Origin of the sequence: Candidatus Enterovibrio escicola, assembly GCF_002464935.1 — a bacterium.
Taxonomy (GTDB): Bacteria; Pseudomonadota; Gammaproteobacteria; order Enterobacterales; family Vibrionaceae; genus Enterovibrio; species Enterovibrio escicola.
The window spans coordinates 1-26,566 of sequence record NZ_NBYY01000022.1; the positions used below are offsets into that span (position 1 = coordinate 1).

General features: G+C 39.5%; 16 protein-coding genes and 8 pseudogenes. 15 read left to right on the forward strand and 9 right to left on the reverse strand.

Annotated elements, in window-relative coordinates; translation table 11 throughout:
* Together BTN49_RS22285 and tsaB are read left to right on the forward strand one after the other, a co-directional pair.
* Positions 1–402 (forward strand): annotated as a pseudogene (locus BTN49_RS22285) (transposase); the annotation flags it as partial.
* An 824-nt stretch (positions 403–1,226) separates the two neighbouring features.
* Positions 1,227–1,943 carry a tRNA (adenosine(37)-N6)-threonylcarbamoyltransferase complex dimerization subunit type 1 TsaB gene (gene tsaB / locus BTN49_RS07630; RefSeq protein WP_097356684.1) on the forward strand — a complete coding sequence of 239 codons (717 nt, stop codon included), beginning with the start codon at positions 1,227–1,229 and terminating at the stop codon, positions 1,941–1,943.
* 171 nt (positions 1,944–2,114) lie between these two features.
* Here tsaB and BTN49_RS20845 read toward each other — a convergent pair whose 3' ends face one another.
* Together BTN49_RS20845 and BTN49_RS22290 are read right to left on the reverse strand one after the other, a co-directional pair.
* Positions 2,115–2,279, reverse strand: coding sequence for a hypothetical protein (locus BTN49_RS20845; protein ID WP_158523688.1), 165 nt, complete (start codon positions 2,277–2,279; stop codon positions 2,115–2,117).
* A 22-nt stretch (positions 2,280–2,301) separates the two neighbouring features.
* Positions 2,302–3,177 (reverse strand): annotated as a pseudogene (locus tag BTN49_RS22290) (IS982 family transposase).
* A 1,174-nt stretch (positions 3,178–4,351) separates the two neighbouring features.
* Between BTN49_RS22290 and argS the strand changes: the two are divergent.
* Positions 4,352–6,082 carry an arginine--tRNA ligase gene (argS, locus tag BTN49_RS07645; protein WP_097356686.1) on the forward strand — a complete coding sequence of 577 codons (1,731 nt, stop codon included), beginning with the start codon at positions 4,352–4,354 and terminating at the stop codon, positions 6,080–6,082.
* Between the two features lie 983 nt (positions 6,083–7,065).
* Positions 7,066–7,682 (forward strand): annotated as a pseudogene (locus tag BTN49_RS07650) (IS5 family transposase); the annotation flags it as partial.
* Between the two features lie 560 nt (positions 7,683–8,242).
* Here the strand turns inward: BTN49_RS07650 and BTN49_RS20855 are convergent.
* Both BTN49_RS20855 and BTN49_RS07660 read right to left on the reverse strand, forming a co-directional pair.
* Positions 8,243–8,533 (reverse strand): transposase, encoded by a 291-nt coding sequence (locus BTN49_RS20855; protein ID WP_097356688.1) that lies wholly within the window; start codon positions 8,531–8,533, stop codon positions 8,243–8,245.
* A gap of 174 nt (positions 8,534–8,707) precedes the next feature.
* Positions 8,708–8,998 (reverse strand): annotated as a pseudogene (locus BTN49_RS07660) (hypothetical protein); the annotation flags it as partial.
* A 455-nt stretch (positions 8,999–9,453) separates the two neighbouring features.
* Here BTN49_RS07660 and BTN49_RS07665 point away from each other — a divergent pair.
* The 6 genes from BTN49_RS07665 to BTN49_RS07685 all read left to right on the forward strand — a co-directional run bounded on the left by BTN49_RS07665 (position 9,454) and on the right by BTN49_RS07685 (position 15,599).
* A complete protein-coding gene (locus tag BTN49_RS07665; RefSeq protein WP_263363879.1) occupies positions 9,454–9,567 on the forward strand; it encodes a transposase in 114 nt (37 codons plus the stop codon).
* Between the two features lie 137 nt (positions 9,568–9,704).
* Positions 9,705–9,827, forward strand: coding sequence for a hypothetical protein (locus BTN49_RS19190; RefSeq protein ID WP_263363874.1), 123 nt, complete (start codon positions 9,705–9,707; stop codon positions 9,825–9,827).
* Positions 9,828–10,046: 219 nt separating this feature from the next.
* Complete coding sequence (lrp, locus tag BTN49_RS07670; protein WP_097356691.1) at positions 10,047–10,541, forward strand: leucine-responsive transcriptional regulator Lrp; 495 nt, start codon at positions 10,047–10,049, stop codon at positions 10,539–10,541.
* 301 nt (positions 10,542–10,842) lie between these two features.
* On the forward strand, positions 10,843–13,641 hold the full coding sequence (locus BTN49_RS07675; RefSeq protein ID WP_097356692.1) for a DNA translocase FtsK: 2,799 nt from the start codon (positions 10,843–10,845) through the stop codon (positions 13,639–13,641).
* 14 nt (positions 13,642–13,655) lie between these two features.
* The gene (gene lolA / locus BTN49_RS07680) at positions 13,656–14,252 is read left to right on the forward strand and encodes an outer membrane lipoprotein periplasmic chaperone LolA (RefSeq protein WP_097356693.1); all 597 of its coding nucleotides are present in this window, start codon (positions 13,656–13,658) and stop codon (positions 14,250–14,252) included.
* Positions 14,253–14,267: 15 nt separating this feature from the next.
* Complete coding sequence (locus BTN49_RS07685; protein ID WP_097356694.1) at positions 14,268–15,599, forward strand: replication-associated recombination protein A; 1,332 nt, start codon at positions 14,268–14,270, stop codon at positions 15,597–15,599.
* A 121-nt stretch (positions 15,600–15,720) separates the two neighbouring features.
* On the opposite strand, the gene BTN49_RS19195 is transcribed toward BTN49_RS07685, so the two are convergent.
* Positions 15,721–15,846, reverse strand: coding sequence for a hypothetical protein (locus tag BTN49_RS19195; protein ID WP_263363875.1), 126 nt, complete (start codon positions 15,844–15,846; stop codon positions 15,721–15,723).
* Between the two features lie 342 nt (positions 15,847–16,188).
* Here BTN49_RS19195 and BTN49_RS20860 point away from each other — a divergent pair, with 342 nt between their 5' ends.
* The gene (locus BTN49_RS20860; protein ID WP_223823793.1) at positions 16,189–16,353 is read left to right on the forward strand and encodes a hypothetical protein; all 165 of its coding nucleotides are present in this window, start codon (positions 16,189–16,191) and stop codon (positions 16,351–16,353) included.
* Between the two features lie 381 nt (positions 16,354–16,734).
* On the opposite strand, the gene BTN49_RS13180 is transcribed toward BTN49_RS20860, so the two are convergent.
* Complete coding sequence (locus tag BTN49_RS13180; protein WP_146679284.1) at positions 16,735–17,016, reverse strand: ISAs1 family transposase; 282 nt, start codon at positions 17,014–17,016, stop codon at positions 16,735–16,737.
* Between the two features lie 99 nt (positions 17,017–17,115).
* Here BTN49_RS13180 and BTN49_RS17955 point away from each other — a divergent pair.
* A pseudogene (locus BTN49_RS17955) lies at positions 17,116–17,955 on the forward strand (IS5 family transposase).
* A gap of 2 nt (positions 17,956–17,957) precedes the next feature.
* Here the strand turns inward: BTN49_RS17955 and BTN49_RS17960 are convergent.
* Positions 17,958–18,500 (reverse strand): annotated as a pseudogene (locus tag BTN49_RS17960) (IS982 family transposase).
* The gene (locus tag BTN49_RS17965) at positions 18,395–18,781 is read right to left on the reverse strand and encodes a hypothetical protein (RefSeq protein ID WP_223823787.1); all 387 of its coding nucleotides are present in this window, start codon (positions 18,779–18,781) and stop codon (positions 18,395–18,397) included. Before BTN49_RS17965 ends, BTN49_RS17960 begins: the two are co-directional and overlap by 106 nt.
* Positions 18,782–19,528: 747 nt before the next feature.
* On the opposite strand from BTN49_RS17965, the gene serS reads away from it, so the two are divergent.
* From serS to BTN49_RS20865, 3 genes and pseudogenes are all read left to right on the forward strand, one after another.
* Positions 19,529–20,806 carry a serine--tRNA ligase gene (serS, locus tag BTN49_RS07705; RefSeq protein ID WP_097356697.1) on the forward strand — a complete coding sequence of 426 codons (1,278 nt, stop codon included), beginning with the start codon at positions 19,529–19,531 and terminating at the stop codon, positions 20,804–20,806.
* 291 nt (positions 20,807–21,097) lie between these two features.
* Complete coding sequence (locus BTN49_RS07710; RefSeq protein ID WP_097356698.1) at positions 21,098–22,663, forward strand: methyl-accepting chemotaxis protein; 1,566 nt, start codon at positions 21,098–21,100, stop codon at positions 22,661–22,663.
* Between the two features lie 161 nt (positions 22,664–22,824).
* Positions 22,825–23,639, forward strand: a pseudogene (locus BTN49_RS20865) (IS982 family transposase); the annotation flags it as partial.
* On the opposite strand, the pseudogene metG reads toward BTN49_RS20865, so the two are convergent.
* Positions 23,576–25,653 (reverse strand): annotated as a pseudogene (gene metG / locus BTN49_RS07720) (methionine--tRNA ligase). The pseudogenes BTN49_RS20865 and metG sit on opposite strands and share 64 nt — an antisense overlap.
* Positions 25,654–26,566: the final 913 nt, after the last annotated feature.

Consider the following 26,566-nt stretch of genomic DNA (forward strand, 5'->3'; position numbering starts at 1 on the left):
GCATTATCTCAATCAAAGTGACGACGACTAACATGGATGATAGAAATCCTGTATCAAAATGGCTAACGAGCTTTGAGGGGATTTATACGGAGATAAAGGTTATATTTCTAGTCCATTGGAGCGGGAGCTCGCAGACAAGGGAGTGACACTAATAACGGGTGTGAAAAAGAATATGAAACCCAAAGTAATGAAATTTTGGGGCCGCCTGATGCTCCGGAAACGATTTATTATTGAAACCATTTTTGACCAACTAAAAAACATATCTACATCAAGCATTCTCGGCACCGTAATTGTATCAGCTTTATGGTCAATTTGCTGGTAGGGATCCTCGCGTATTCATTCCAATCAAAGAAGCTGAGTATCAAGATGACTCGGCTTGATAAGCAAGCGCTTATGAAGATCGGAGGTTATGTTTGTTTGAATATTTATCCTCGTTGGTTGCAGGAACAATTCGCGAAAAAAACCAGTATCAATAAAGTACCTATATTTTAAACCGATCATATTTGCGGTGATCGATGATTACAGCCATTTCAGCTATCGATTTGCCTTGAATTGGCAGAGTCGTTAGCCTTACCGAGGACATTTAATTGTAACGCCTATACAATTTTGGGTGTTCCTTGTTTTCTACTGGAACTGAACAGTTAAAGATGTGTAGATAAACTGGTTGATATGTTGCTGTATGGGATTGAGAAAGAATGCGATGCTTCTCCTTTTGCAGCAGACCTAGTTGGAGAAGATTTATCAGAAAGGTTCCACGAGAAACTTGATTTTCTATCTTGGTACTAGTAAGAGAAAGGGAAGCGGAACTATTAGGTTAATTCAACGAAGACGGTAACGTACTATGAATAGTAATGGGGTATCGACATTAGAGGCAGAGCGTTGAGCTATGTTATTATTAACATATTACTGTTTCCTGTGTAGGATGAGCCCTTGTTAAGGCGAAAATTCAAGTCTGCCAGCTACAAGTCGTCCTTGTGGGGTTGAATCCCTGATTTAGTGATTATGTTCAAACAGGGTGGGGTATTTTTTACGATTAATCTGAGAAAACGCATTGATCAACTGCGACAACTCTTTATTGAGACTATATGATATTGTGGGAAGTTGTTACTACTCGGGTTACTGCGAATCTAGAGAACACAGTACTAAGTAAAACTCAGAGAATCTCTCACTGTATTAATATAATATTATTATGATGATGCTGAATTTTAGTATCGGTTAGGACGGAAATGACATCTAAAATTTTAGCTATTGATACGGCTACCGAGAACTGTTCCGTTGCACTCATGGTGGATGACAATATTATCGTGCGTTCCGAAGTGGCGCCACGCGAACATACGAGGAAAATCCTACCGATGGTAGACAGCGTACTTGCTGAAGCTCAGTTAACGTTGACGCAGCTAGACGCATTGGTGTTTGGACGTGGACCAGGTAGTTTTACAGGCGTTCGAATTGGCGTTGGTATCGCACAGGGTTTAGCGTTTGGTGCTGATTTGCCAATGGTTGGTGTTTCCACATTGGCCGCTATGGCTCAGCGCGCCTACAACTTGACACAGTCGGCACAAGTACTTTCTGCTATTGATGCACGAATGAATGAAATCTATGTTGGTGGGTTTCACTGCCTTGAGAATGGTGATTGGGTAACGATTCAAGAAGAAGCTGTGTTGGCGCCTGAGCTCCTTATCCAAGTTTTTTCTGAACGTGTACAAGCGTTCTCCATGGGTGCTTGGTCGATCGCAGGAACGGTTTGGAAAGCCTACCCAGAACTAGCAAGCCAACTACACCTACAAATAAGTGATAGCGGTGTACTTTACCCCGAAGCACAAGATATGTTGGTGTTGGCGTATCATGCGTTGGCACGTGGAGAAGAGGTGAATGCTGAACATGCTAGCTCTGTGTACCTGCGAGATACGGTCACATGGAAGAAATTACCGAATAGAAAATAAATCCAAGATAATTGCTGATAAGGTCTGCCATGGTTTCTATTCAAAAATTATCACAATCCATCCAGCATTCCCCTAACGCTAGATGTAAAAAGAACGACAATGTTTCTAGAAGCGTTGGAATACCAAAGCGGTCGCTTGTTGGAACTGTAAGATCAGCTAGTACTCGAAAGCTTAGTTTTGTCGAAGAAACACATCACCTAATTCAATATTATTTGCCTGATGGAAGAAGTCGCTTTGCGCTTGCGTCGTATATGGACGTAAAAAATCAAGCAAAACGTGAACAGTTGACGATACTTTTAGGGGTGGATGTCTTTGCCTGATATGGTAAAAAATCAACTAATCGTACCTATTTTTAACCTCAGATCTTCATAAGCGCTTGCTTATCAAGCCGAGTCATCTTGATACTCAGCTTTTTTGGTTGAAATGAATACGTGATGAACCTTGCCAACAAGTTGACCGTGAAGCTGATACAACTACGGTGCCGAGAATGCTTGATGTAGATATGTTTTTTAGTTGGTCAAAAACGGTTTCAATAATAAATCGTTTCCGGAGCATCAGGCGGCTCCAAAATTTCATCACTTTGGGTTTCATATTCTTTTTCACACCCGTTATTAGTGTCACTCCCTTGTCTGCAAGCTCCCGCTCCAATGGACTAGAAATATAACCTTTATCTCCGTATAAATTCCCTCAAAGCTCGTTAGCCATTTTGATACAGGATTTCTATCATCCATGTTAGTCGTCGTCACTTTGATTGAGATAATGCCACCTTGGTCATTGATAATAAGGTGTAATTTGGAGCCGTAGAACCACCCCCTCGTTCCTTTTCCTCGCTTCGTGGTACCTTTAAAACCTGATATCTGAAAATGCGTAGGTTGTGATAAACTTGTAGCTTGGACGAATCAACGAAGGAAATCCCTATCGGCCTTACCTGACGGTGAGTGAGGTAAGAGAAAAGCAGAACATCTTGCATGAGCTTGCGCATTTTCGTGTAGCTGATTAATTCAGGAAATTGATTGGTGAGGTAGCAACAAACAAAGTGGATGTAATAGGTTTTGAAGTCTCGATACCCCGATTGATGGAAAACTATCACTATCGTCATCACTCCGCTAACGGAGAGGAGAAAAGGCTTATTTCTTTGTTTGATAACGGAAGAAATTAGGTGTTTTTTCCATGCAGGGAGGAAAGTCTAGCAGAAGTCATCGACATCGACGAAAATAGCGTCTAAGTTATTCATGCACAAGTCCTTATGCAGGCAATAGTTTTTTAAATGATCAGATCGCGACTTGGATATTTAGTTCATTTCTTATGCGTAGTTTAGGTTGATTACCTCAACTACCCTACTGGGCAAACAGAAACAATGGCAAAAACACCACTGGTGTTGATTGAAAGCTGGTCTAGCATATCCCAGACAAATATCTTAAAATAATCCGCTATTACGATTTTTTAGCTACCAACCACTTCTGGGATATGCCATTTAAGACCTCCGAGGCGCTAAGCCTAGAAGTAAGGAAAAAGACGGTGACACTAGATTATGCCACTATACTGAAGGCATGTTATTAAAGTGTGGTTCCAGATGAATCATACTGTTCGGACGAAGGCTGGTTTGTACGGGGTACTGAGTGGAATATCAGGGGATTAGTTACCGACAAGTGCTATAACTAGGGATTAAGATGATGCAGGCTTCACGGATTAGGACGCGACGGGTGTGTCTAAATGATGTACCAACAGGCTGGAAACAGTCTATATTTATCTATAATTTATCCTGTATGGATTATTGTTAGGATCCAAAAACAATGAAGATAAGCCTTTTAAATCTGATCATTACGCCTGATAAAAAACATTAAATATGCCTTAGCTTCAAGCTAAAAGCTTTTATTACATAATGGGCAACGATATCGGTGGTATACACACCCCTACCAATGCCATATGCTTGAACAGCACTAGTTTGCTGACAAGAACGGCATTGAACGTCAACATTAACCACAATTAATTATCTTAATAAAATAGGTATTTTTAAACGAATATCAATTTATTGGATTCCTGACAGGAAATCTTATGGTCAACATTCGCTCTTCTATCCGTAATATCGACCGTGCTTCAGATTGTTTCCTAGCATAAAATCTAAGAAAGTCAATGGCTCTGATACACTTCGAATAAATCCGAAATTTTTAATGAGATTTGAGTTTCACCCCATACCTATTTAAGAGTATTATAATGGACAGTTTTACACACCAAAAATCAATATCAAAACTTTTCGCTCAACGCCGTTAAACATGTTCTGAAATTAACCAATCTCATTGAAGATTTCTGGCTAAATTGTCTTCAGCACCAAGTTAAAGTAACCCATAAAAGTGACCTGACTAGGCAACATTAGTTATCAGGTATCAAAATAAAAGTAAGGTACGTAAGTGAATATTCAAGCCCTTCTCAATAACAAAGTATCAGCAGCGATGGTTGTCGCTGGTGCACCAGAAGGCAGCCAAGCTGCCGTTCGTCAGGCAGTGAAATCACAGTTTGGTGACTACCAAGCGAATGGTATAATGAGCGTTGCTAAGAAATTAGGCTGTAACCCTCGCAAATTTGCTCAAAAAGTTCTAGATGTATTAACGCTTGACAGTATTGCTTCCAAAACAGAAATTGCAGGCCCAGGTTTCATTAATATCTTCTTGGATGAAGAATGGCTTGGTACTCAGGCTGACAAAGCACTTGCGGATCACCGATTAGGGGTATCGGAGGTTAAAAAACAAAATATAGTCGTTGACTACTCAGCTCCAAATGTTGCAAAAGAAATGCACGTTGGTCATTTACGCTCAACTATAATAGGCGACGCTGTTGTCCGTACGCTGGAATTTTTAGGTCATAATGTGATCCGTGCCAATCACCTAGGTGATTGGGGTACTCAGTTTGGTATGTTGATTGCTAACCTTGAACGTTGTGAAGTAGATGGTGGCAACATTTCAACAGATCTGCGCGATATCGAAGGATTTTACCGTGAATCAAAAAAACTGTATGACGAAGACGAAGAATTCGCAAAGACTGCCAGAAATTATGTTGTGCGTCTGCAAAGTGGGGATGAATACTGCACAGAAAAATGGCAAAAATTAGTAAAAATTACTCTTGAGCAAAACCAATGCAACTATGATCGTCTGAACGTGTCATTAACGAACAAAGACGTGATGGGTGAAAGCATGTACAATGTAATGCTATCTGGTCTAGTTGAAGACCTTAAAGAGCAAGGTCTAGCTGTAGAAGACGATGGCGCCATCGTAGTGTTTCTTGATGAATTCAAGAACAAAGACGGCAATTCTATGGGTGTGATCATCCAGAAAAGCGACGGTGGTTTCCTGTACTCAACTACGGATATAGCTTGTGCTAAATACCGCCACGAAGTCTTAAACACGGATCGTGTATTGTACTTCATCGATTCACGTCAACATCAACACCTGATGCAGGTATGGGCAATCGTTCGTAAGGCAAACTATATACCAAAATCCATGAGTCTAGAGCACCATGCAATCGGAATGATGCTAGGTAAAGATGGACGTCCATTTAAGAGTCGTGCAGGTGGTACAGTTCGTCTGGCGGATCTACTAGATGAAGCAGAAATACGTGCGTACAAATTGACTGAAGAAAAAAATCCAAGTCTATCTTCGGAAGAAAAAGTCAACGTTGCACAAACCCTTGCTATGGCAGCTGTAAAGTACTCTGAGTTATCTAAACATCGTACCACTGACTATATCTTCGATTGGGATAATATGCTGACCTTTGAAGGAAACACTGCGCCTTACATGCAATACGCCTACACCCGTGTCGCATCTATCTTTAATAAAGCTGGTATCGATCCAAGCAAAATTGATGGCAAAATATTTATTACGGATAAAAGAGAAAAGGCACTTGTGTCGAGACTCCTACAATTTGAAGAAGCCGTTCAGGCTGTCGCACGTGAAGGTCAACCTCATATTATATGTGCTTACCTGTTTGAACTCGCGGCTACATTCTCTAGCTTCTACGAAGCATGCCCTATATTGAACGCAAAAAGTAAAACCAAGAAAAGCCGATTAAAACTGGCATCTCTTACAGCAAAAACCATCAAAAAGGGTTTAAATCTACTCGGTATTAAAACGCTAGAGCGTATGTAATATAAAAATGAGCGTATTCAGAACAACATAAATCCCTAATTAGAAGGTTCTAAGTTTTGTCATTTAGGTGCTAACGTACGGTGTACTTTAAACGTACTATTGTTTTTTTTAAAAAAACTCGAGAAACAATACCAGCGCATCCATAATTTCTGAAGTGCTGTAAGTCTTCCAACATGTTGGGTCTCTAATTATCAAATACAAGATACAAGATACCAAACGACCCTCCCTATTTGATTTTTTGTATGTCCCTTAATTCAGATAAGGGCAGAGAAACTTATAGTTTAGCGAAAGTTGAAAAGCTCCCTTAATAGGGGTGTTTATTGCCATGAAATTGCTCAAGATCTATCGATGAATAAGCGCAAGAGAGCAAATAAATGCAACATACCTCCAGATCAAAAAGATTTCGTTTATCTGTTTTTCTAAAATGATCGGAGTCCAGAGCAAATATTGTACGTACTAACTAACTTAATCTGCATCTGCGCATAAAAAATCAACTAGATGCCTAAGGCACAATCTGATCGTTTAGATCAACTCATCAGCCGAGAAATGATTTTAGGATACATAAGTTGTACGGTATTTTTACCGATATCGACGTTTTATGTCAAATTTTCCTTCCTGCTTTAGGGAAACACAGGATTTCAGGTGTAACAATAAGAAATAAACCTTCTTACCTTTCAATCAGTGAAGTTATAACGATCATTATATCTTTTCATCAATCTTGCTTTCGCAATTTTTAAACGTATTACACGTAATTTGTCTACCGTCACCTAACAGGTGAATTTCCTGATGTGATCATCTATACACTGATACTTAAGTTGATGCAAAGTGCTCTGGTTCCCCTTAGCTCTTATGTCGACCCACCGACAAGCAAAACCTGCTGATATTGCATTCGTTGATTCTACCAAGTGGTGTTATTTTTCAAATATATGAACTTATCGCAATTTCTATGATTAGAACATCATGGAGTTAAGTAGGAGGTAATGATGGGAAAAGCCAAGCACAAGATCAGCTTTTGGAAACAATATAATCAAGCATTAGTAAACCGTGGGTTTATATTTTCGGATAGCGCGATTGAAACATCACTGATGATGAAAGGAATTTTTAAGCTCCAACTTCGTGGATTATACGGCTTTCTCAATTCGGTTTTTACGTTGATGAATGTCCCGCTGAAATACCTTACATACACCTGCATTAGTAAGCGTTCGAAGACCATAAAAGTTAAGTACTGTTTGCCGAGTCGAGGAGCAGTCGTCCACGTCATTATTGATGCTACAAACCGTAAAATATACGGTGAAGGTGAATGGAAAACGCGTAAACAAGGTAAGGAGAAGCGACGTATATGGCGTAAACGGTATCTTGCCGTTCATGTGTTTACCCATGAGAGGATTGCTGCAGAAGTTAGCCTGGTTTCTATGGGGTAATGAGGTTTTACCTATATTACTTAATCCATTACGACGAAAGACACAGCAAGTCAGTACTGATGGAGTCTATGACACAAGAGCATGTCACCACGTACTAAAGAACAAAGGAACAACGCCTAGTATTCCACTTAGAAGCAACGCGGGGTACTTAGGAGGAAGGGCATCCTAGAAATGTAGCCGATTGGCGTACACGCCAAGTATTTTTAATACGAGTCGTTTCTTCATTTTCTTGCTATAGTAAATATCGACGGCTAAGCGGGGGTGACTCGCGTATGCCAAATATCTAAGCCAACACCTGTTGTGTCAATGACGATGTGTGTCACATTATATCGCGCAAACATCATCTATCAATGCCTAATTGATATTAAAAATTGATCCTCGCTAAGTGTGTTTTTCTAGAATCCTGAAACAGTCAGATTCTGCAAAAGTCGGAACAATAACGAGAACAAAAACCATATCAATTAACCACTATCGGAAGCAAATAAATCGAAGAACACACTATGCTTTGGGTGGGAGAACCAAATCAACTCAATCTCTCTCCAAAAAACACTAATTTTAAGGGATTACGACCTGCAACCTCTTCGAGAAGCCCTACATAGCTGATACGTTTGGTGTAGTTCATCATTGTATCTACCAAGTCTCCTACTGCCCTCGCTATCACTTCATACCACTTCTTAAAGCTCGCTGTCGCTTGAACGCCTTAATATCTCACTCGTTGAAATTTTTTAGGAAGAATGTGCTAAACTAACCTGCCAACAAATACCTGAGCATCCACTGTCTCATACGTTTTTAACTTCGTTTTATGTGATTGATAGTAATACTTGAGTTGACGACCTTCATACCCAACTATCCTAGATAAGCCTATGGGCAGGGATGACAAATAGTTGGTTAAGTATCGTATTAACCTTCGGTAGCTTTTACTTGGGACTTTATTTCTATGACCATTTCTAGGATGGGCATAGAAACCATCAGGATAATTAATCCATAGGGTTCTAATCACATATTGACGTGCCGGAAACTCAATCTCCATTAACTTTAGTAAGTGTTTTTGTCAAAGTAATCGTAGCTGAGGTAATGATAAATGCTGAAATTATTTCTAATCCTAGTTTGAAGGAAAGCATGCACTTTTAGCCAGTATCACATGTAAATGCGGATTGTAGTTGCCATTACGACTATGGATATAGATGAAAACAATGACGGCGATTTAACACTCATCGGTCTTAAAATGTGTCAGAATTAACTCTGATAAGCAGGCTTCCGCCAAGACCATAAATCTAGAATACAAACGCTTCTGATTAAAGTTATTATGGAAAGAAATATGAAGTTGCTCAGGAAAGGTTAAGACAACTTGCGGATAGCTCACGCTAGGAAACGGGCGGATACCTATTTTGGCTATACTCTCCCGTGCATAACGCTTTCCACATTGCGAACAAACTTTCCCCTTATAACTAAAGTTAACTTTATGTTGTCCTTGACCGCAACCCAAGCATTGGTAAGTGGCAAAGCCTTTTTATGAGCTTCCACATTTCAGTATTTTTGCGATTTATGAATGATAATAATCGGTATCATAGTGGGGATGACTGGATACGAATATGGCCAAATTCATAGTGAAAATACGTTTAAATCGAAGCAGCTTCGATTTGATACCTTTAAAATTCATTCATGCCTTTTATCTGTTCAATCGTGTTCAGTCTATCACAGAAAGGGACATGCCTTAAGCCCCACCACATATAGTTTCTGGAAGGAAATTCCTAGATAAAATGAAATAAAAAGTTGCTGAGCCTGAAACTTACTCTTCGTAACTAACCTGAGCTACGCATAAGAAATGAACTAAATGCCCAAGTCTTTATGCAGTCGATAGTTCTTTTCAAAAGACTCAGATCGCTACTTTGCATTTAGTTCATTTCTTATGCGTAGCTCAGGTTAGTTATTAATGACTAAGGTGGCATTATCTCAGTCAAAGTGACGCCGGTTAACGTGGCTGATAGGAAGCCTATGCCAGAAATGTCTGACAAGCTTTGGGGATGTTCATACGGAGACAAAGGTTATATTTATGATCCATAGGAGCGGAAACTAGCAAACAAGGGAGTACACTGATAACAAGTATAAAAAACATGAAACCCAAAGTGATGAAACTTTAGGATCGCCTGATGCTCCGAAAATGATTTATTATTAAAACCGTTTTTGACCAACTAAAAGACATGTTCCAAATCGAGCATTCTTATCACCGTAATTCTATCAGCTTTACGGTCAATTTGCTGGTGGGGCTTATCGTGTATTCATTATCAACCAAAGAAACTGAGTATCAAGATGACTCGGTTTGATAAGTAAGCGCTCTTCATACGGGTTTAATTTTTTATGTATACCAATGATCATTCTAATTCCTTTACTGTTTATAGAGTTATTAGCTTTTTTTTTGTAATATTGCTATATTTTTTAATCGGTATAGTTTGTATGAAGCCCTATGTGATGCTAAAGATAACGGTCATGTTAGGGAAAAGGACATTTAAGATTGCAAGTATGAGTTAAAGGTGGAATAAGGAATGGTTGAGACCAACAAAAAATCCTCCAAGGAATTGGATCGTATTGACAGAAACATCCTCAATGAACTACAGAAAGACGGTCGAGTATCAAACGTTGAACTATCAAAGCGAGTAGGCCTTTCGCCTACTCCTTGTTTAGAGCGTGTGCGTCGGTTGGAGAAACAGGGTTATATTAGTGGATACACAGCGTTATTGAACCCAAAGTTTCTCGACGCATCCTTGTTGGTGTTCGTTGAGATCACCTTAAATCTTGGAGATTCCGACGTTTTCGAGCAGTTTAATAAGGCTGTTCAGCAGCTCGATGATATTCAGGAATGCCACTTGGTTTCCGGTGACTTCGATTACCTTTTGAAAACGCGTGTTTCTGATATGTCGGCTTATCGTAAGTTACTGGGGGAAACCTTGTTGCGTCTCCCTAGCGTGAATGATACACGTACTTACGTGGTCATGGAAGAGGTAAAACAGAGCAATTATTTGGTGATTAAAATGAGTTAAGATAATAACGCTGTTCGAATATTACCTGCGTAAGACGTATTATATTCAATAAACCAAGCAGGTTATTGCTCGGTTTGTTCCCTATTTAGTGTATTGGTGTAGACCTTTTTAGAAGGTCTCTGTTAACCGTTATTCGCGTTTAATGTTTAACCATTTACGGTAGGGGGTTTGCAACAGACTAGCTGGGTAATAACATGTAATTTTCCAATAGTATACAATATGGGAATTCAAGTGTAATAACTAAGCTGTCGTGTTCCCCTTGGAACTAAATATTCAAGATAGGTAACAATGGAGTTTATTTTTGCGTCAGGAGCATAAACAAACAGACACCACACGTCGATTAAGTGGAAGGCAACGCTTAAAAGAGACTGTACTCATTTTGGCATTATTATCTGCAGTATTTATTCTGGTTGCTCTTTTGAGTTACGACTATACCGATCCTTCGTGGTCCCAAACTGCATGGGATGGCGTTGTACAAAACGCTGCAGGTACTTTCGGTGCTTGGGTGGCGGATACATTGTTTTTCATGCTGGGTACGCTTGCCTATCCGTTTCCTCTATTTCTTGTCTTGGGGGGATGGGTCTTCTTCTATCGACGTGGTGATTCGGAGGCACCAAATTTTACGATTACGGCTACACGTTTACTGGGTGTTGTACTCCTATTTCTAACTAGCTGTGGTCTTGCAGACCTCAACTTTGATGATTTCTGGTATTTTTCTTCCGGTGGCGTGATTGGAGATGTACTGAATAGCATTACACTACCGTTATTTAACTTGTTGGGCTCGACGCTGGTTTTTTTATTCTTGTGGGCCACGGGTTTCATGCTTTTTACGGGCATATCTTGGTTAACGATTGTTGAAACTCTTGGTGAAAAAACTCTTTTATCAGTGACCTTGGTAGTGGATCGCCTACGTGGAGATAAGCCATGGACGCTAGGCATAATGGTGAATACGTCAAAATCCGTTGATGCAACTGACGTGGATAAAAATGATCCACTGTTTACCAAGTGCCTTGGCAACGATGCAAGAGAGGTGACTGATCAGAAGGAGTTTAATAAAATTAAACACATCAACCAATTTGGCAACAAATCCGATATTCCGAGCATCCATACTCCTTCTTCTGTACCAACCGAACTAAAACGAAAAGAGACTATTATCACCTCTGTCGTAATCTCTGAAGAAACTAAGTCTGATGAGATTAATGGATGTATTGAAGATGCATGGTCGCTTTCTGATAGGGCAACAACGGACTGTCCAAATGATACTGTGATTAAATCGAACGACGAAGACGTTCAGACGCAAGGTATAATTCACACATTATCAGGGTTATCGCCAGAGGCGCCGATGGTTAATGAGTTTCTGAATGATGGAATGTTTATTAAAGAAAAGTATGTAGACGCTTCATTTTCGGATGAGAGCAACAGTAAAATCAAGATTAACAATACCGACGATTTGTCTTGGTCTGACAGTGAACAAATAAGGCCGATGATACTGGATGAGTATAATCCGTTCTTTGGAACCCCTAGGGAAGACGAAAATAATTTTGCTGGCACATTGCATCCATTTTTGGTTAAAGACGAACCGAACTTGCTAAAACCTAAAGAATCACTGCCTACGATTGATCTTCTTGATCCACCACGAAATATTATGACCCGTGCATCTGACGAAGAATTGCAATATCTGGCTAAGCTGATAGAATCGCGCCTTGAAGATTACAAAATAAAGGTCACAGTGAAAGGGATTTTCCCAGGACCAGTCATTACACGCTTCGAATTAGATCCTGCTCCAGGTGTGAAAGGGAGTCGAATTGTCGGACTAGCAAAAGATATCGCCCGATCACTTTCTACTAAAGTGGTACGTGTTGTCGATGTGATCCCAGGTAAGCCCTATATTGGACTTGAACTACCAAACACTAACCGTGAAACTGTGTACATGTCTGACGTGATTGCTAGTGAACGATTCCAATCATCCAAATCTCCTCTAACTGTAGTACTGGGTAAAGATATTGCGGGGGATGTCATTGTTACTGACCTATCAAAAGCACCACATATGTTGGTTGCGGGTACGACAGGATCTGGCAAGTCTGTGGGCGTTAACGTAATGATTATCAGCATGCTCTATAAAGCTAGCCCTGAAGATGTTCGCTTTATCATGATTGACCCGAAAATGTTAGAACTGTCTGTATATGAAGGTATCCCACATCTGTTGACGGAAGTGGTTACGGATATGAAAGATGCAGGTAACGCACTTCGCTGGTGTGTAGCCGAGATGGAACGTCGATATCAACTCATGTCTGCACTAGGTGTTCGAAATATTGGCGGTTTTAATGACAAAGTAAAAAAAGCCAACGAAGAAAATCATCCGATTCCAGATCCCCTTTGGAAACTTGGTAATAGAATGGATGAAACTGTACCAGTTCTCGTTAAACTTCCTTATATAGTTGTCATCGTTGATGAATTTGCTGATCTAATGATGGTGGTGGGTAAGAAAGTGGAAGAATTGATTGCACGATTGGCACAAAAAGCACGTGCGGCGGGTATTCACTTAGTCTTGGCCACTCAACGCCCGTCGGTTGACGTGATTACAGGGCTTATTAAAGCAAATATTCCAACTCGTTTGGCGTTCACCGTATCGACGAAAATTGATTCTCGCACTATTTTGGATCAAGGAGGTGCAGAATCACTACTCGGTATGGGTGATATGTTGTTTATGCCAAATGGCTCGAACCACCCAGCACGCATTCATGGTGCCTTTGTTAACGACGACGAAGTGCATAGAGTTGTGAGTAACTGGAAAGCGCGAGGGAAACCTCAGTACTTCACTGATATTACTAACGGTGATCAAGGTTCGGAAGGGCTCTTGCCTAGTGAAGTGGCAGAAAGTACTGATGACGAAAATCTAGACCAATTGTTTGATCAAGTGGTTATTTTTATAACTGAATCACGTCGAGCATCAGTCTCAAGTGTACAGCGAAGATTTAAAATTGGTTATAATCGTGCTGCTAGAATTATAGAACAATTAGAAGCACAGGGCATTGTTAGCCCACCAGGGCATAACTCAAATCGAGAGGTGTTGGTACAATCCCCACCTTTAAAAAATTGATTGGAATAATACGAATGAAGAATATCCTGTTGTCTCTTCTGCTGGTCACATCAGTGGTGTTTGCTTCAGCACAGCAAGAACTAATTACTCGGTTAGATAAGATGAATAGTTTTACCGCGATATTTAATCAAACGGTAATCAGCCCAGAGGGTGAAGTAATCAGTGAAGCCGAGGGAAACCTAGCAATGCAGCGACCTAACTTGTTCAATTGGAAAACGATCTTTCCAGATGAAACGTTGTTAGTATCAGACGGTAGAACTTTGTGGTATTATAATAACTTTATTGAACAAGTAACTGCTATGTGGCTAGATGATGCTGCGTCACAAACTCCATTTGTTCTGCTCACTCGCAATAACCCAAGAGACTGGCAAAATTATAATGTACGGCAAAATGAGGATACGTTTGTATTGTCCCCGAAGAACTTATCAAATATGGGCAAATTTGTTGTCAGTGTACGTAAGGATGGTTGCATTATTGGATTCTCAGTGGTTGCAGAAGATGGTCAAACAAGCTTTTTTACACTGAAAAATGTCAAGGATGAGTTGCCGAGCATTTTACTTTTTCGTTTTACTGTTCCTGAAGGTATAGAACTGGATGACCAACGACAGTAAGACGAGTACCCAACAGTGAGTAATTTAATCTCCGACTTTATCGAAGATGTTCGTCCATTGGCTGCCCGCATGCGACCTACTACTTTGATTGACTATATCGGTCAAAAACATCTTTTGGGTAATGGAAAACCGCTCCGACGCGCGTTGGAAAGTGGTCAACTGCATTCGATGATCTTATGGGGCCCTCCGGGTACGGGAAAAACCACGTTTGCTGAAATGGCTACCAGCTATTCGAACGCTAAAATTGAACGTGTTTCTGCTGTTACTTCTGGTGTTAAAGATATTCGTCTTGCTATTGAAAAGGCCAAGAAAAGTCAACTTGTTGGTCGACATACTATTTTATTCGTTGATGAGGTACATCGTTTTAATAAAAGGCAGCAAGATGCATTTTTACCACACATTGAAGATGGTACAATTACGTTTATTGGTGCGACAACCGAAAACCCTTCGTTTGAACTGAATAACTCATTGCTTTCTCGCACCTGTGTCTACAAACTAAAATCCCTCGATAAAGACGAGATTTGCGAGGTGATTGATCAAGTACTTTCAGACACAACACGTGGTCTTGGTAATGAAAATATAATCTTTTTGTCTAATGTTAAAGAGCAACTTGCTAACATTACGTCGGGTGATGCTAGAATGGCACTTAATTATCTTGAGCTGTTATCAGATATGGCGGAGCCTGATGATAAAGGTATGAAAGTCATTACGCTAGCACTCTTAGCGGAGGTGGTTGGCGAAAACATATCGAGATTCGATAATAAGGGAGATTACTGGTACGATTTGATTTCAGCTTTTCACAAATCGGTACGAGGATCAAACCCTCATGCAGCCTTGTATTGGTATGCCCGTATCATTACCGCAGGTGGTGATCCGTTATATGTAGCAAGACGATTGTTGGCAATTGCCTCTGAAGACATTGGCAATGCTGATCCACGTGCGATGCAAATAGCCATTAATGCGTGGGATTGTTTCACGCGTGTAGGGTCGACGGAAGGGGAAAGAGCGATAGCGCAAGCAGCTGTTTATATAGCATGTGCCCCTAAAAGCAACGCAGTGCATTCCGCTTGGGAACATGCGTTATCTGATGCAAAAATGTATCCAAATTATGATGTCCCTAATCATCTTCGCAATACGCCAATTAAATTGATGAAAGAAATTGATGGTGACGGGTATCATTACCCACATGATGAACCAAATGCGTATGCTGTAGGGGAAAACTATTTTCCTGCAGAAATGAAAGGGAAACAGTATTACCAACCAGTGCATCGTGGGCTAGAAATTAGAATCTCTGAGAAACTGACATTCCTTGAACAGTTAGAGGCTAATAACTCCCAAAAATGCTAGGAAATAGATAGGTATTTGGTATTGCGGCATCTGCAGGAGTATTTATTATTGGGAGCCTTGTTGATTAAATCAGGCCTAAAAAGCACTGATCCAAATCTTTTTTACAGTCTTAATTTGTTTGCTAGCGAACAAGTATATAGAGTCTTATAACTTTGTTCATCACTTTCATATTTACCAGCGCTTTACTAACTGGAGCATTGTAATCAACCTCAGATCTGCATAAGTGCTTGGCTTTTCCCTTTCCCATTATAATTTCCCGCTTAACTCTAGGATGATCTTATCGTAGGAATTGCGATTAGTTTAGATATTTTGGAAACAACACCATGATCATGGTAGCTACCATTACCGTTGAATATCGTTTTTCCACGTATAAAAACGGTTAAAAATTAAGGTGTTGGCCGTGGTGGATATAACACTATCGTGGACAGTACTGTTTCAAAACCTTCCAGATTGGATATGCATCCACGGATTATCATGCGAGGATGAAAGACCAACTTGTTGAACTTGCTATGAACAATGGTTTCTCATGGATAACAAAAATAACCATCGCTAGCTCTGGTATGTTTAGAATCCTCGATTAAGAAACATAATTCCTTACGCATTCGTTTGTCATGGAAGAGAAAAAATTAATTTCCTTCTCAATTTGTTATCTATATGCAATATTGCATTTTATCACACGGATAGTGTCCATGTGTACGATATTATTCCTGAGAATAAACACATTGTTAGCAAACTCCATACTCAATGTATTTGAGAGGAAAATTTGCCTTCCGTACACGCTTGAAATGACTAAATCTAAAAAAATTGGGTACCAAAATAACTGGGGATGCACGATAAAGTGAATGGTACATTCATTAAATGTGAATATTATCTTTGATATATAATCAATTTATTGAATACATGACCAACATTCTCGGTATCGAATGTGGTGTGAGTTTTATAATCAACACGATTACTGGACTCATTGCTTATACGTTACAACAAAAAACTCGCCTTAAAATTGCTCGGCTTAAATAAAGATGTGCTTGTACAGATCTGAAGTTAAGTTACCTTTTTTGCCTTTAACTGCTCATAAATAGTCATCGTCCTGTATGGAGGATGTCCTTGATAAAATTAAGTTTTACATTCGATAGCATCAAGGGTGACAAAAGCACCTCTCAAGTCGAGCCTTTTTAATAAGGGCAGGAATAGCGGTGATTTTATTGCTTTTGTTGTTACTTCTCACGTGTCCATATACTAACTGACTGATATTAAAATAAGCAACCATATGGATAGCACTATGGCGATTATTTTGATTAAAGGAGCCACGTAAGGTTTTGCCATCAATTGCAATAACTTTTCTATTCATTACCCGATGAACGGTATTCATACATGCTAAAAAGCACTCCCGCAACTCTTTAGAGTTGATAGCAACAATGAGGAGAGAAAAGTATTATTAATAGGGACTTTGTTTCCTAACTATCTGAACTAATCGCAATGACTACGATAAGAACATCATGGAGTTAAATGGGAGGTTATAAGGGGAAAGACCAAGCACAAGATCAACAACTGGAAACAATATAATCAAGCATGAGTAAACCGTGGCTCAGTAACTTGTTAGATAGACGTCGCTGCTATTAAGGCATGGCATGGTCTAAAACATCACGGTCATCGTGGCTGTAGGTTTATATTTTCAGATACCGAGATTGAAACGGCACTGATGGTGAAAGGTATTTTTAATACTCCCACTTCGTGGATTCAAAGGCTTTCTCAATTCGGTTTTTACGTTGATAAATATCCCGATGGAATTCCCTACGTAGACCTGTATTAGTAAGTATTTGAAGACCGTAAAAGTTAAGTACCCTTTGCCGAGTCTAGGAGTTGTCGCCCACATCGTTATTGATGCCACGGGCCTAAAAGTATATGATGAGGGTGAATGGAAAATGCGTAAACACCGTAAGGATAAGCAGCGTATCTGACGCAAAATTCATCTTACCGTTGATGTTTATACTCATGAGGTTATTTTTGCAGAAATTAGCCTAGTATATGTGGGTGATAATGAGGTTTTACCTATATTGTTTAACCCATTACTACGAAAAATACAGCAAGTCAGTGCTGATGGAGCCTATGACAAAAGAGAATATTACCACGTACTGAAGAATAAAGGAATAACGCCCCGTATTCCACCTCGAAGCAACGTAGAGTCCTGGGAGGAGGGCATCCTAAAATGAAGCTGTAAAGACGTTAAAAGAGGACAAACTGTCGGAGTGGAGAAAGGACATGGGTTATCATAAATGCTCATTGAGCAGAGACAGCAATGTTTCGCTATAATCGATATAAACAGTTGCTCAGCCCTAAACTCACTCTTCGTAATTAACCTCAGATCTGCATAAGCGCTTGCTTATCAAGCCAAATCGTCTTGATACTCGGCTTCTTTGGTTGAAATAAATATGAGATGAACCCCGCCAGCAAGTTGATCATAAATCTGATACAACTACAGTGCCGAGAATGCTCTATTTGGGATATGTTTTTTAGTTGGTCAAAAACGGTTTCAATAATAAATCGTTTCCAGAGCATCAGGTGGTTCTAACGTTTCATTACTTTTGGTTTCATATTCTTTTTCATACTGGTTATTAGTGTCACTCTCTTAATCTGCAAGTTCCCGCTCCAATGGACCAGAGATATAACCTTTATCGCCGTATAAACACCCCAAAGCTCGTCAACTATTTCCGACACAGGCTTTCTATCATCCACGTTAGCAGTCATCACTTTAACTGAGATAATACCACCTTGGTCATTGATAATGAGGTGTAATTTTAAACCGTAGAACCACCCCATCGTTCCTTTTCCTCGCTTCTCTGTACCTTTAAAAACCTGATGTCTGAGAATGCGTAGGTTGTGATAAACCTGTAGCTTAGACAAATCAACGAAGGCAAGCCCTGTCGGCCTTGCCTTACGGTGAGTGAAGTAAAAGCAAAGCGGAACCAAAACACACCTTGCATGAGCTTGAGCATTCTCGCGTAGCTGCATAATTCAGGAAATTCATTGATGGGAGAGCAGTAAACAAAGTGGATATAATAAGTTTTAAAGTCTCGGTACCCCGATCGATGAAAAGTTATCACTAGCGTCATCACTTCGCTAACTGAGAGGCGAGAAGGTTTGTTTCTTTGTTTGACATCGGAAAAATTAGGTGTTTTTTCCATTCAGGAAGGAAAGTCTAGCAGAAGTCGTCGACATCGACGACAAAAAGCGTCTGAGTTATTCATGCTTAAGTCTTTATGCAGTCAATAGTTTTTTTTAAACTATCAGATTGCGACTTTAGCATTTACTTTATTTCTTATGCTCTGCTCAGGTTAATTGCAATTCTCAAGTTAGTGAAGTGCTGGCAAATATGAAAGCGATGAATAAAGGTATAAGACTCTGTATGCCTGTTTGCTAGAAGACAAATTAAGACTGTAAAAAACATTGGGAGCAGTGCATTCTAGGCCTGATCTAAGCAACACACCATTAACAAACCTCCTTTCTCAAACAGCTTTTTCTTGAAGAACCAATCGCGATGAGCAAACATATATTCAACCATGGGCGTCGGTAATCACGATGCAAATCGAGATAAAGAGTATGTCAAAAAATGGATCATCCACTTTCGTTCTTTTAAGTGGATTTCGAATCACACTTATATGCTATTTTATTTCTTTAATATTCAGGGTTCCTCCTTAAAATAGGAGCATAAGATTACAGGATCATCAGGAGGTGAAACTATTTTATAAATTGGATAAAAAATGTCCATAACCTTGCTCTAGATTTGGTATTGTTCAAACTCATGAATGCGGTGATAAAGTCTAGACATTCTCTATACAGGAACCTAAAATCCCATATTATTATAATATAATAGTGAATGGTGGGGCCACCTCTTTTTCAGGCACTGTTAGTTAACGATTTACAGGATTAACATGCTAGATTCCAAACTACTTCGTATCAAGCTGGATGCAACAGCTGAAAAACTAAAATGTCGTGGTTTTAAGCTTGACGTTGATAAACTCCGTGACTTAGAAGAAAAGCGCAAAATGCTACAAATCCGTACCGAGGAGCTACAGGCTGAACGTAATTCACGATCGAAGATCATTGGTCAAGCGAAGGAGAAAGGAGAAGATATTGGGTCTTTACTAGCAGTATTTGATAACTTGAGTGATAAACTTAACCGAGTAAAAGCAGAATTGTCTTCTCTTCAGGATGAATTGAACCGTATTGTACATTTCGTACCTAACGTACCCGACGAATCTGTACCTGTGGGTAAAGATGAGACTGAGAACGTTGAAATGTCTGTTTGGGGGAAACCTAAGCAATTTAATTTTAAAGTGAAAGACCATGTTTCACTGGGTGAGTTATCTGGTGGATTAGATTTTGCTAGCGCAGTTAAGATGTCTTGCTCACGTTTTATTGTGATGAAAGGTCAGACGGCGCGTTTGCACCGTGCAATTGCACAGTTTATGCTGGATCTTCACACTCATGAACACGGCTATACAGAAATGTATGTACCGTATTTGGTCAGTGCAGATAGCTTGTTTGGCACTGGTCAACTCCCAAAATTTTGTGAAGACCTATTTCAGGTTGAGCCTGTGACAAAAAAAAGTCTGGGTATGTTTTTAATTCCAACCGCTGAAGTTCCATTAACCAACATGGTTCGTGATACCATCGTCGATGAATCTGATCTTCCTATCCGTATGACAGCTCATACCCCATGTTTCCGTTCAGAAGTGGGTTCTCATGGTCGTGATACTCGTGGTCTGATTCGCATGCACCAATTTGATAAAGTTGAATTGGTGCAAATCGTGAAGCCTGAAGATTCAATGCAGGCACTAGAAGAACTCATTGGGCATGCGGAAAAAGTCCTGCAACTATTGGCTCTACCTTATCGTAAAGTGATCTTGTGTACAGGTGATATGGGTTTTAGTGCGGCTAAGACTTACGATTTAGAAGTGTGGCTACCTGCTCAGAATACATACCGTGAGATTTCTTCATGCTCAAACATGACAGATTTCCAGGCTCGTCGTATGCAAGCGCGCTTCCGTCGTAAATCTCAGAAAAAACCAGAATTTCTTCATACGTTGAATGGATCAGGTCTCGCAGTTGGTCGCACTATGGTGGCTATTCTAGAAAATTATCAGCTAGAAGATGGTCGTATTGAGGTACCCAAAGTACTCCGCCGATATATGGGCTCTTCTGATTGAGGAGAGTTGATTTCTCTCTTTATTTTTTGAGAAAAACACAAGCTATACGTTTACATTTATTGGTTAATTGGTCAATTAACTCAATTTATATCTATATTAGAATACGTATATATAGCGTACTATCTTGGATAAACCGCGCATCATATAGGTATGTACACTTGAAATTATGAATGATTATCTTAAAGTGCGATATAAGTAACTTATTTACCATCAACTTGTCATTTAGCTTTGAATAATTGGTCTAAAATTATATATAAGAATATTATCTTATTGATTAAATGGTAGTGTCGTATGCGAGTCAATAAACCTGTAACAGATAAGGAAGTTCAGTTTCCTCATGAGTTTAATTTGCTCTCCACAACTGATACACGCGGGATCATCAAATATGCGAGTAATGAGTTTTGTGAAGTTGCGGGTTACACACGAAAAGAGTTGGTAGGAAAACCCCATAATTTAGTTCGTCACCCTTCCATGCCCCCTACAGCGTTCCAAAATATGTGGGAACAGATAAAAAAGGGTCGTTCGTGGATGGGTATTGTTAAAAACCGTACTAAATCTGGAGATTATTACTGGGTTAACGCATTTGCTTCTCCAATCCTGTTGAATGGAAAGATCGTTGAGTATCAATCTGTACGGATGGTTCCAGATAGAAAAGCTGTTGAACGTGCCGAAACGGTATATCCAAAACTGTCAGCAGGAAAAACACCTGTGGCATTAAAAATGCCACGGAGTCGATTATGGCAACGTGTCTCTATGTGGTTCTTACTTGGTGTTGTTGCTGTCCTGCCTATTGGTTTTTTCTTTGGTTTTATTGCATCTATTTCGGTGCAATTTGTTTCTTCCATTATTGTGGTATTCATGCTTACTCGCCGTCTAGAAAATATCAGCAAGATTGCTAGGAAAGCATATGACAATTCACTGATGGAATATATATATACTGGATCAATTGACGATATTTCTGAAATTGAACTGGCATTAAAAATGCGGGAGGCACAATTGAATGCCGTGGTCGGACGAATTATGGATGGTAGTGATCAGGTATTGGCAGCGGCAAATTTAGCAAAGGAGAACGGTTTGAAGACATCGAGTAACCTCGATAAGCAAAATGCAGAAACAGATCAGATCGCAACTGCACTTAACCAAATGTCATCAACTGCGAATGACATGGCGAATAATACCAAAAGCGCTTCTGATGCTGCTATGGAAGCGCAGGATGCAACATTAGTAGGTATGGAAACAGTTGGAAAAACTGTGAATGCTATTCATCACCTTGCTAGACAACTGAACGGTGCATCTAGTGTTATTTCTGAGTTGGAAGCGCATGGAAAACGCATTGGTGCCGTATCTGATGTTATTCAAAGTATTGCTGAGCAAACAAATTTACTTGCTCTGAATGCAGCGATTGAGGCAGCTCGTGCGGGTGATCAAGGTCGTGGTTTTGCTGTCGTGGCAGATGAAGTTCGGGCATTAGCACAACGAACACAAGAGTCGACATCTGAAATTCAGGATGTAATCTCTCAAATTCAAAACGGAACGCAGAAAGCAGTTGATGCGATGGAACGAGGTACAGCATTGTCAGTGGAATGTGTGACGAGTGCTGAGAAAGCGGGTGAAGTGTTGCGCCGTTCGCAAGAATTAGTTTCGGATATCAATGGTCGAAATCAACAGATCGCGACCGCAGTACAACAACAAGCCGCAGTATCGACAGAAATGAGCAGCAGTATTCAATCAGTATCAGAACTATCACAGAAGACGATAAACATTGCAGGGGAATCAGTTGAAGAAGCAGGGAAATTGTATACTGCATTGGAAGAACAAAAATGCTTGGTATCTCAATTTAGACAAATGAGATCTTAGGTCTGCTTGTATTGGACGTTGAGAAACCTTGATTAACCAACCTAATCTGCGCATGAGAAACTTATTAAATGCCCCAGTCACGATCAGATCATCAGTTAAAAAAGGACTTTAGCATGAATAATTTAGTCGCTATTTTTACCTATAGCGACGATTTTTATTAGGTTTTTCTTCCTGCTAGAGAAAAAACTTAGATTTCAGATTCCAAAATAAGGAATAGACCTTTTTACCTCTCAGTTAGCGAAGTGATGACGATAGTGATAGCTTTCTATCAATCAGGGTATTGAGACTTCAAAACTTATTACATCCACTTTTTTTGCCACTGCCTCACCAATAAATTTCCTGAATTAGTTAGCTACATGAAAATGTTCAATCTCATGCAAGGTGTTTTAGTTTCGCTTTGCTTTTATCTCACTCACCGTCAGGGATTGCCTTCGTTGATTCGTCTACGCTATAGGTTTGTCATAACCTACGTATTCTCAAACATCAGGTTTTTAAAGGTACCTCGAAGCGAGAAAAAGGAACGATAGGTGGTTATACGGTTTTAAATTATACCTTATTATCAATAATAAAGATGGTATTATCTCAGTCAAAGTAACGACAGCTAACGTGGATGATAAAAAGCCTATATCGGAAATGGTTGACGAGCTTTGGGGTGTTTATACGGCGATAAAGGTTATATCTCTGGTCCATTGGAGCGGGAACTTGCAGATAAGGGAGTGATTCTTATAACGGGTATAAAAATATGAAACCCAAAGTGATGCAACTTTGGAACCGCTTGATGCTCCGGAAACAATTTATTATTGAAACCGTTTTTGACCAACCAAAAAACATATCTCAAATCGAGCATTCTCGGCACCGTAATTGTATCAGCTTTATGGACAACTTGCTGGCTGGGCTTATCGCGTATTCATTTCAACCAAAGCAACCGAGTATCAAGACGACTCGGCTTGATAAGAAAGCGTTTATACAGATCTGAGGTTCAAGCAACCATAAGTTTTTATCACCTGGCCCAGCTACTAGGAGCATTCCTTCAGACATGCCAAACCTCATCTTACGAGGCTTCATGTTAGCAACAATGACCGTGTACTTACCTACCAAGTCTTCTGCTTTCATACGCAGATTTAATACTCGAAAATACTTGACGGATTTCACCACTAATATTTAATTAGAATTTTAGCAAATTATCAGCCTGTGGTACTTCTTCGCATGAAATGAATTCTGCAATTCGCAGATCTACTTATGAAATCATTAAATCCAATTTCTGCAGCAATTAGTTTGTATTCGAGAAAGCCTCTAACTTTTACTGTATCAACCTTTTCTGCAATAACTTATTCATCAGTGATGTTTTCTTTTGATGCTTCGAGCATGGCTTCAACGTGATTAGGATCAATGCGTTTAAATAGTGTTTTGAAAGAATTAACACGGTGGTCGGTTAATGGTTGTGCAATACCATACCAGCTTAGGCTGTCATTTAAGAATACTTCTGAACGTGAAACCAGTCTCGGCATGACGGGTTTTAGGTAAGTCATTAAAACTCGGAATAGGTTGATACCTGTGGAGCAAATTGCTTGAAGCTCAGCTTTTTTACCTTTTTCTTTTGCAACAATCCAAGGTGCTTTTTTATCAACATATTGATTAGCTTTGTCGGCTAGTGCCATTATTTCTCTAATAGCACGGCTAAACTCGCGTTTTTCATATAAATAACCAATATGATCTGCTGCACCAGCGAATTCTGCATACAAGGCAGGCTCAGTACACTCAGCTGATAATTTTCCTTCGAAGAAGTTAGTTATGAAGCCTGCATTACGTGAGGCAAGGTTCACCAATTTATTTACTATATCTGAGTTAACACGATGAATAAAATCATCCAAATTCAAATTAAGATCGTCGATGCGGTTATCTAATTTTGCTGTGTAGTAGTAACGTAGGCATTCAGGATCCAAATATTTTAGATAAGTACTTGCTTTGATGAAAGTACCTTTTGATTTCGACATCTTAGCTCCGTTGATAGTTACGTAGCCATGTACAAAAATATTGGTTGGTTTTCGGAATCCTGAGCCTTCTAGCATGGCAGGCCAGAATAAGCTGTGGAAGTAAACAATGTCTTTACCGATAAAGTGATAGAGCTCAGTATCGCTGTCTTTGTTCCAGTATTCATCGAAATCGATGCTACTGTTCTTATCACAAAGATTCTTGAAAGAACCCATGTAACCTATTGGTGCGTCTAACCAGACATAGAAGTATTTACCTGGTTCGTTAGGGATACAAAAACCGAAGTAGGGTGCATCCCTAGAAATATCCCATTGTTGCAGACCTGACTTAAACCATTCATTCATTTTGTTAGCGGTTTCTTCTTGCAGTGTACCCGAATTCGTCCATACCTTTAACATGCCCTCAAATTGTGGTAAATCGAAGAAAAAGTGCACAGAGTCTTTTATCACTGGTGTCGTACCGGTAATCGTTGATTTTGGATCTATCAGTTCGGTTGTTGTGTAAGTTGCACCACAGTTTTCGCAGTTGTCTCCGTATTGTTCTTTTGTTTTACATTTTGGGCATGTTCCTTTTACGAAGCGGTCAGGTAGAAACATTTCTCTTTCAGCATCGAATAGTTGAGAGATGGTGCGGCTATTAATAAAACCATTGTTTTTAAGTTGTGTATAAATATAAGACGCTAGCACGCGGTTTTCATCACTATGAGTGCTGTGATAGTTATCAAAGCTAATATCGAAGCCCCTGAAATCTGTTTCGTGTTTTTTTTGCATCTCAGTAATCATGATTTCTGGTTCAATGCTCAATTGCTGAGCTTTCAACATTATCGGTGTACCGTGGGCATCATCTCCACAAATGAAGTTTATAGTGTTGCCACGGAGGCGTTGAAAACGAACCCATACATCTGCTTGGATATGCTCAAGCATATGCCCTAAATGAATAGGACCATTTGCGTAAGGCAAGGCACAGGTAACTAGAATTTTTCGGTGGGTTACAGACATAATTTAGAAAGTTTACCTTTGATAAAATTAATCGGAAGATTGATATAGATCTTACTTGATACAAGAGGCATTGCCTAGCTTGCGTTGTGTATGACTCATGGAGTCATACTTGTCAAAGTTGGGAGCTTTCTCTTAAATTTAAGTCTGAAGTGCAACACTGTCCAAGCAAGCTGCTAATGCCATTTTCATTGAAAAATAACGACATACTGCTTAAACCATAACCATTTCTTAGGCCAATGATTGATCCTTGTTTGAGCTAATGTAATATCTTCATCCGTGACCATTTTTGAGTCTGTTACTTTTTTCGTACTGTCTAAGAAGATTATTGGTTTTCTTATTTTCCCATCATTTTCCTATTGGAAGAGGAAGAGTGGAAAAGTAAGATCTTAACATCCAAAGATTTTACTATCTTTTCAGGGTAAGCAAACTCTCTACCATTAGTTGGTGTGGTGACATACGCTGCCCATTACGCTGCCAGTAATTTAATTAAATAAGAACGACTTTTACGTTCATAATAGAATTATGATAGCACCCATACCATTTTTCCTAAAACTGTATCAGTTTCTCAATTAACCTGAGTTTCGCATAAGAAATGAACTAAATACCCAACTCTCGATCTGATCGTTTAAATAAAATCATTAGTTGTAAAAGGACTTTATCATAAATAAGTTAGACAATATTTTTATCGATATTGACGACTTTTATCAGGTTTTTCTTCCTGCCTAGGTAAACACCAAATTTTAGATTTTAAAGTAAGAAATATACCTTCTTGCTTTTTTATCAGTGAAGAGCCCTTCGTTAAGTGAAATGCATAACCTAGCGGAGATTTAATCAACCTGAGCTACGCATAAAAAATGAATTAAATACCCAAGTCGTGATCCAATCGTTTGAAAGAAACCATTGACTGAACAAG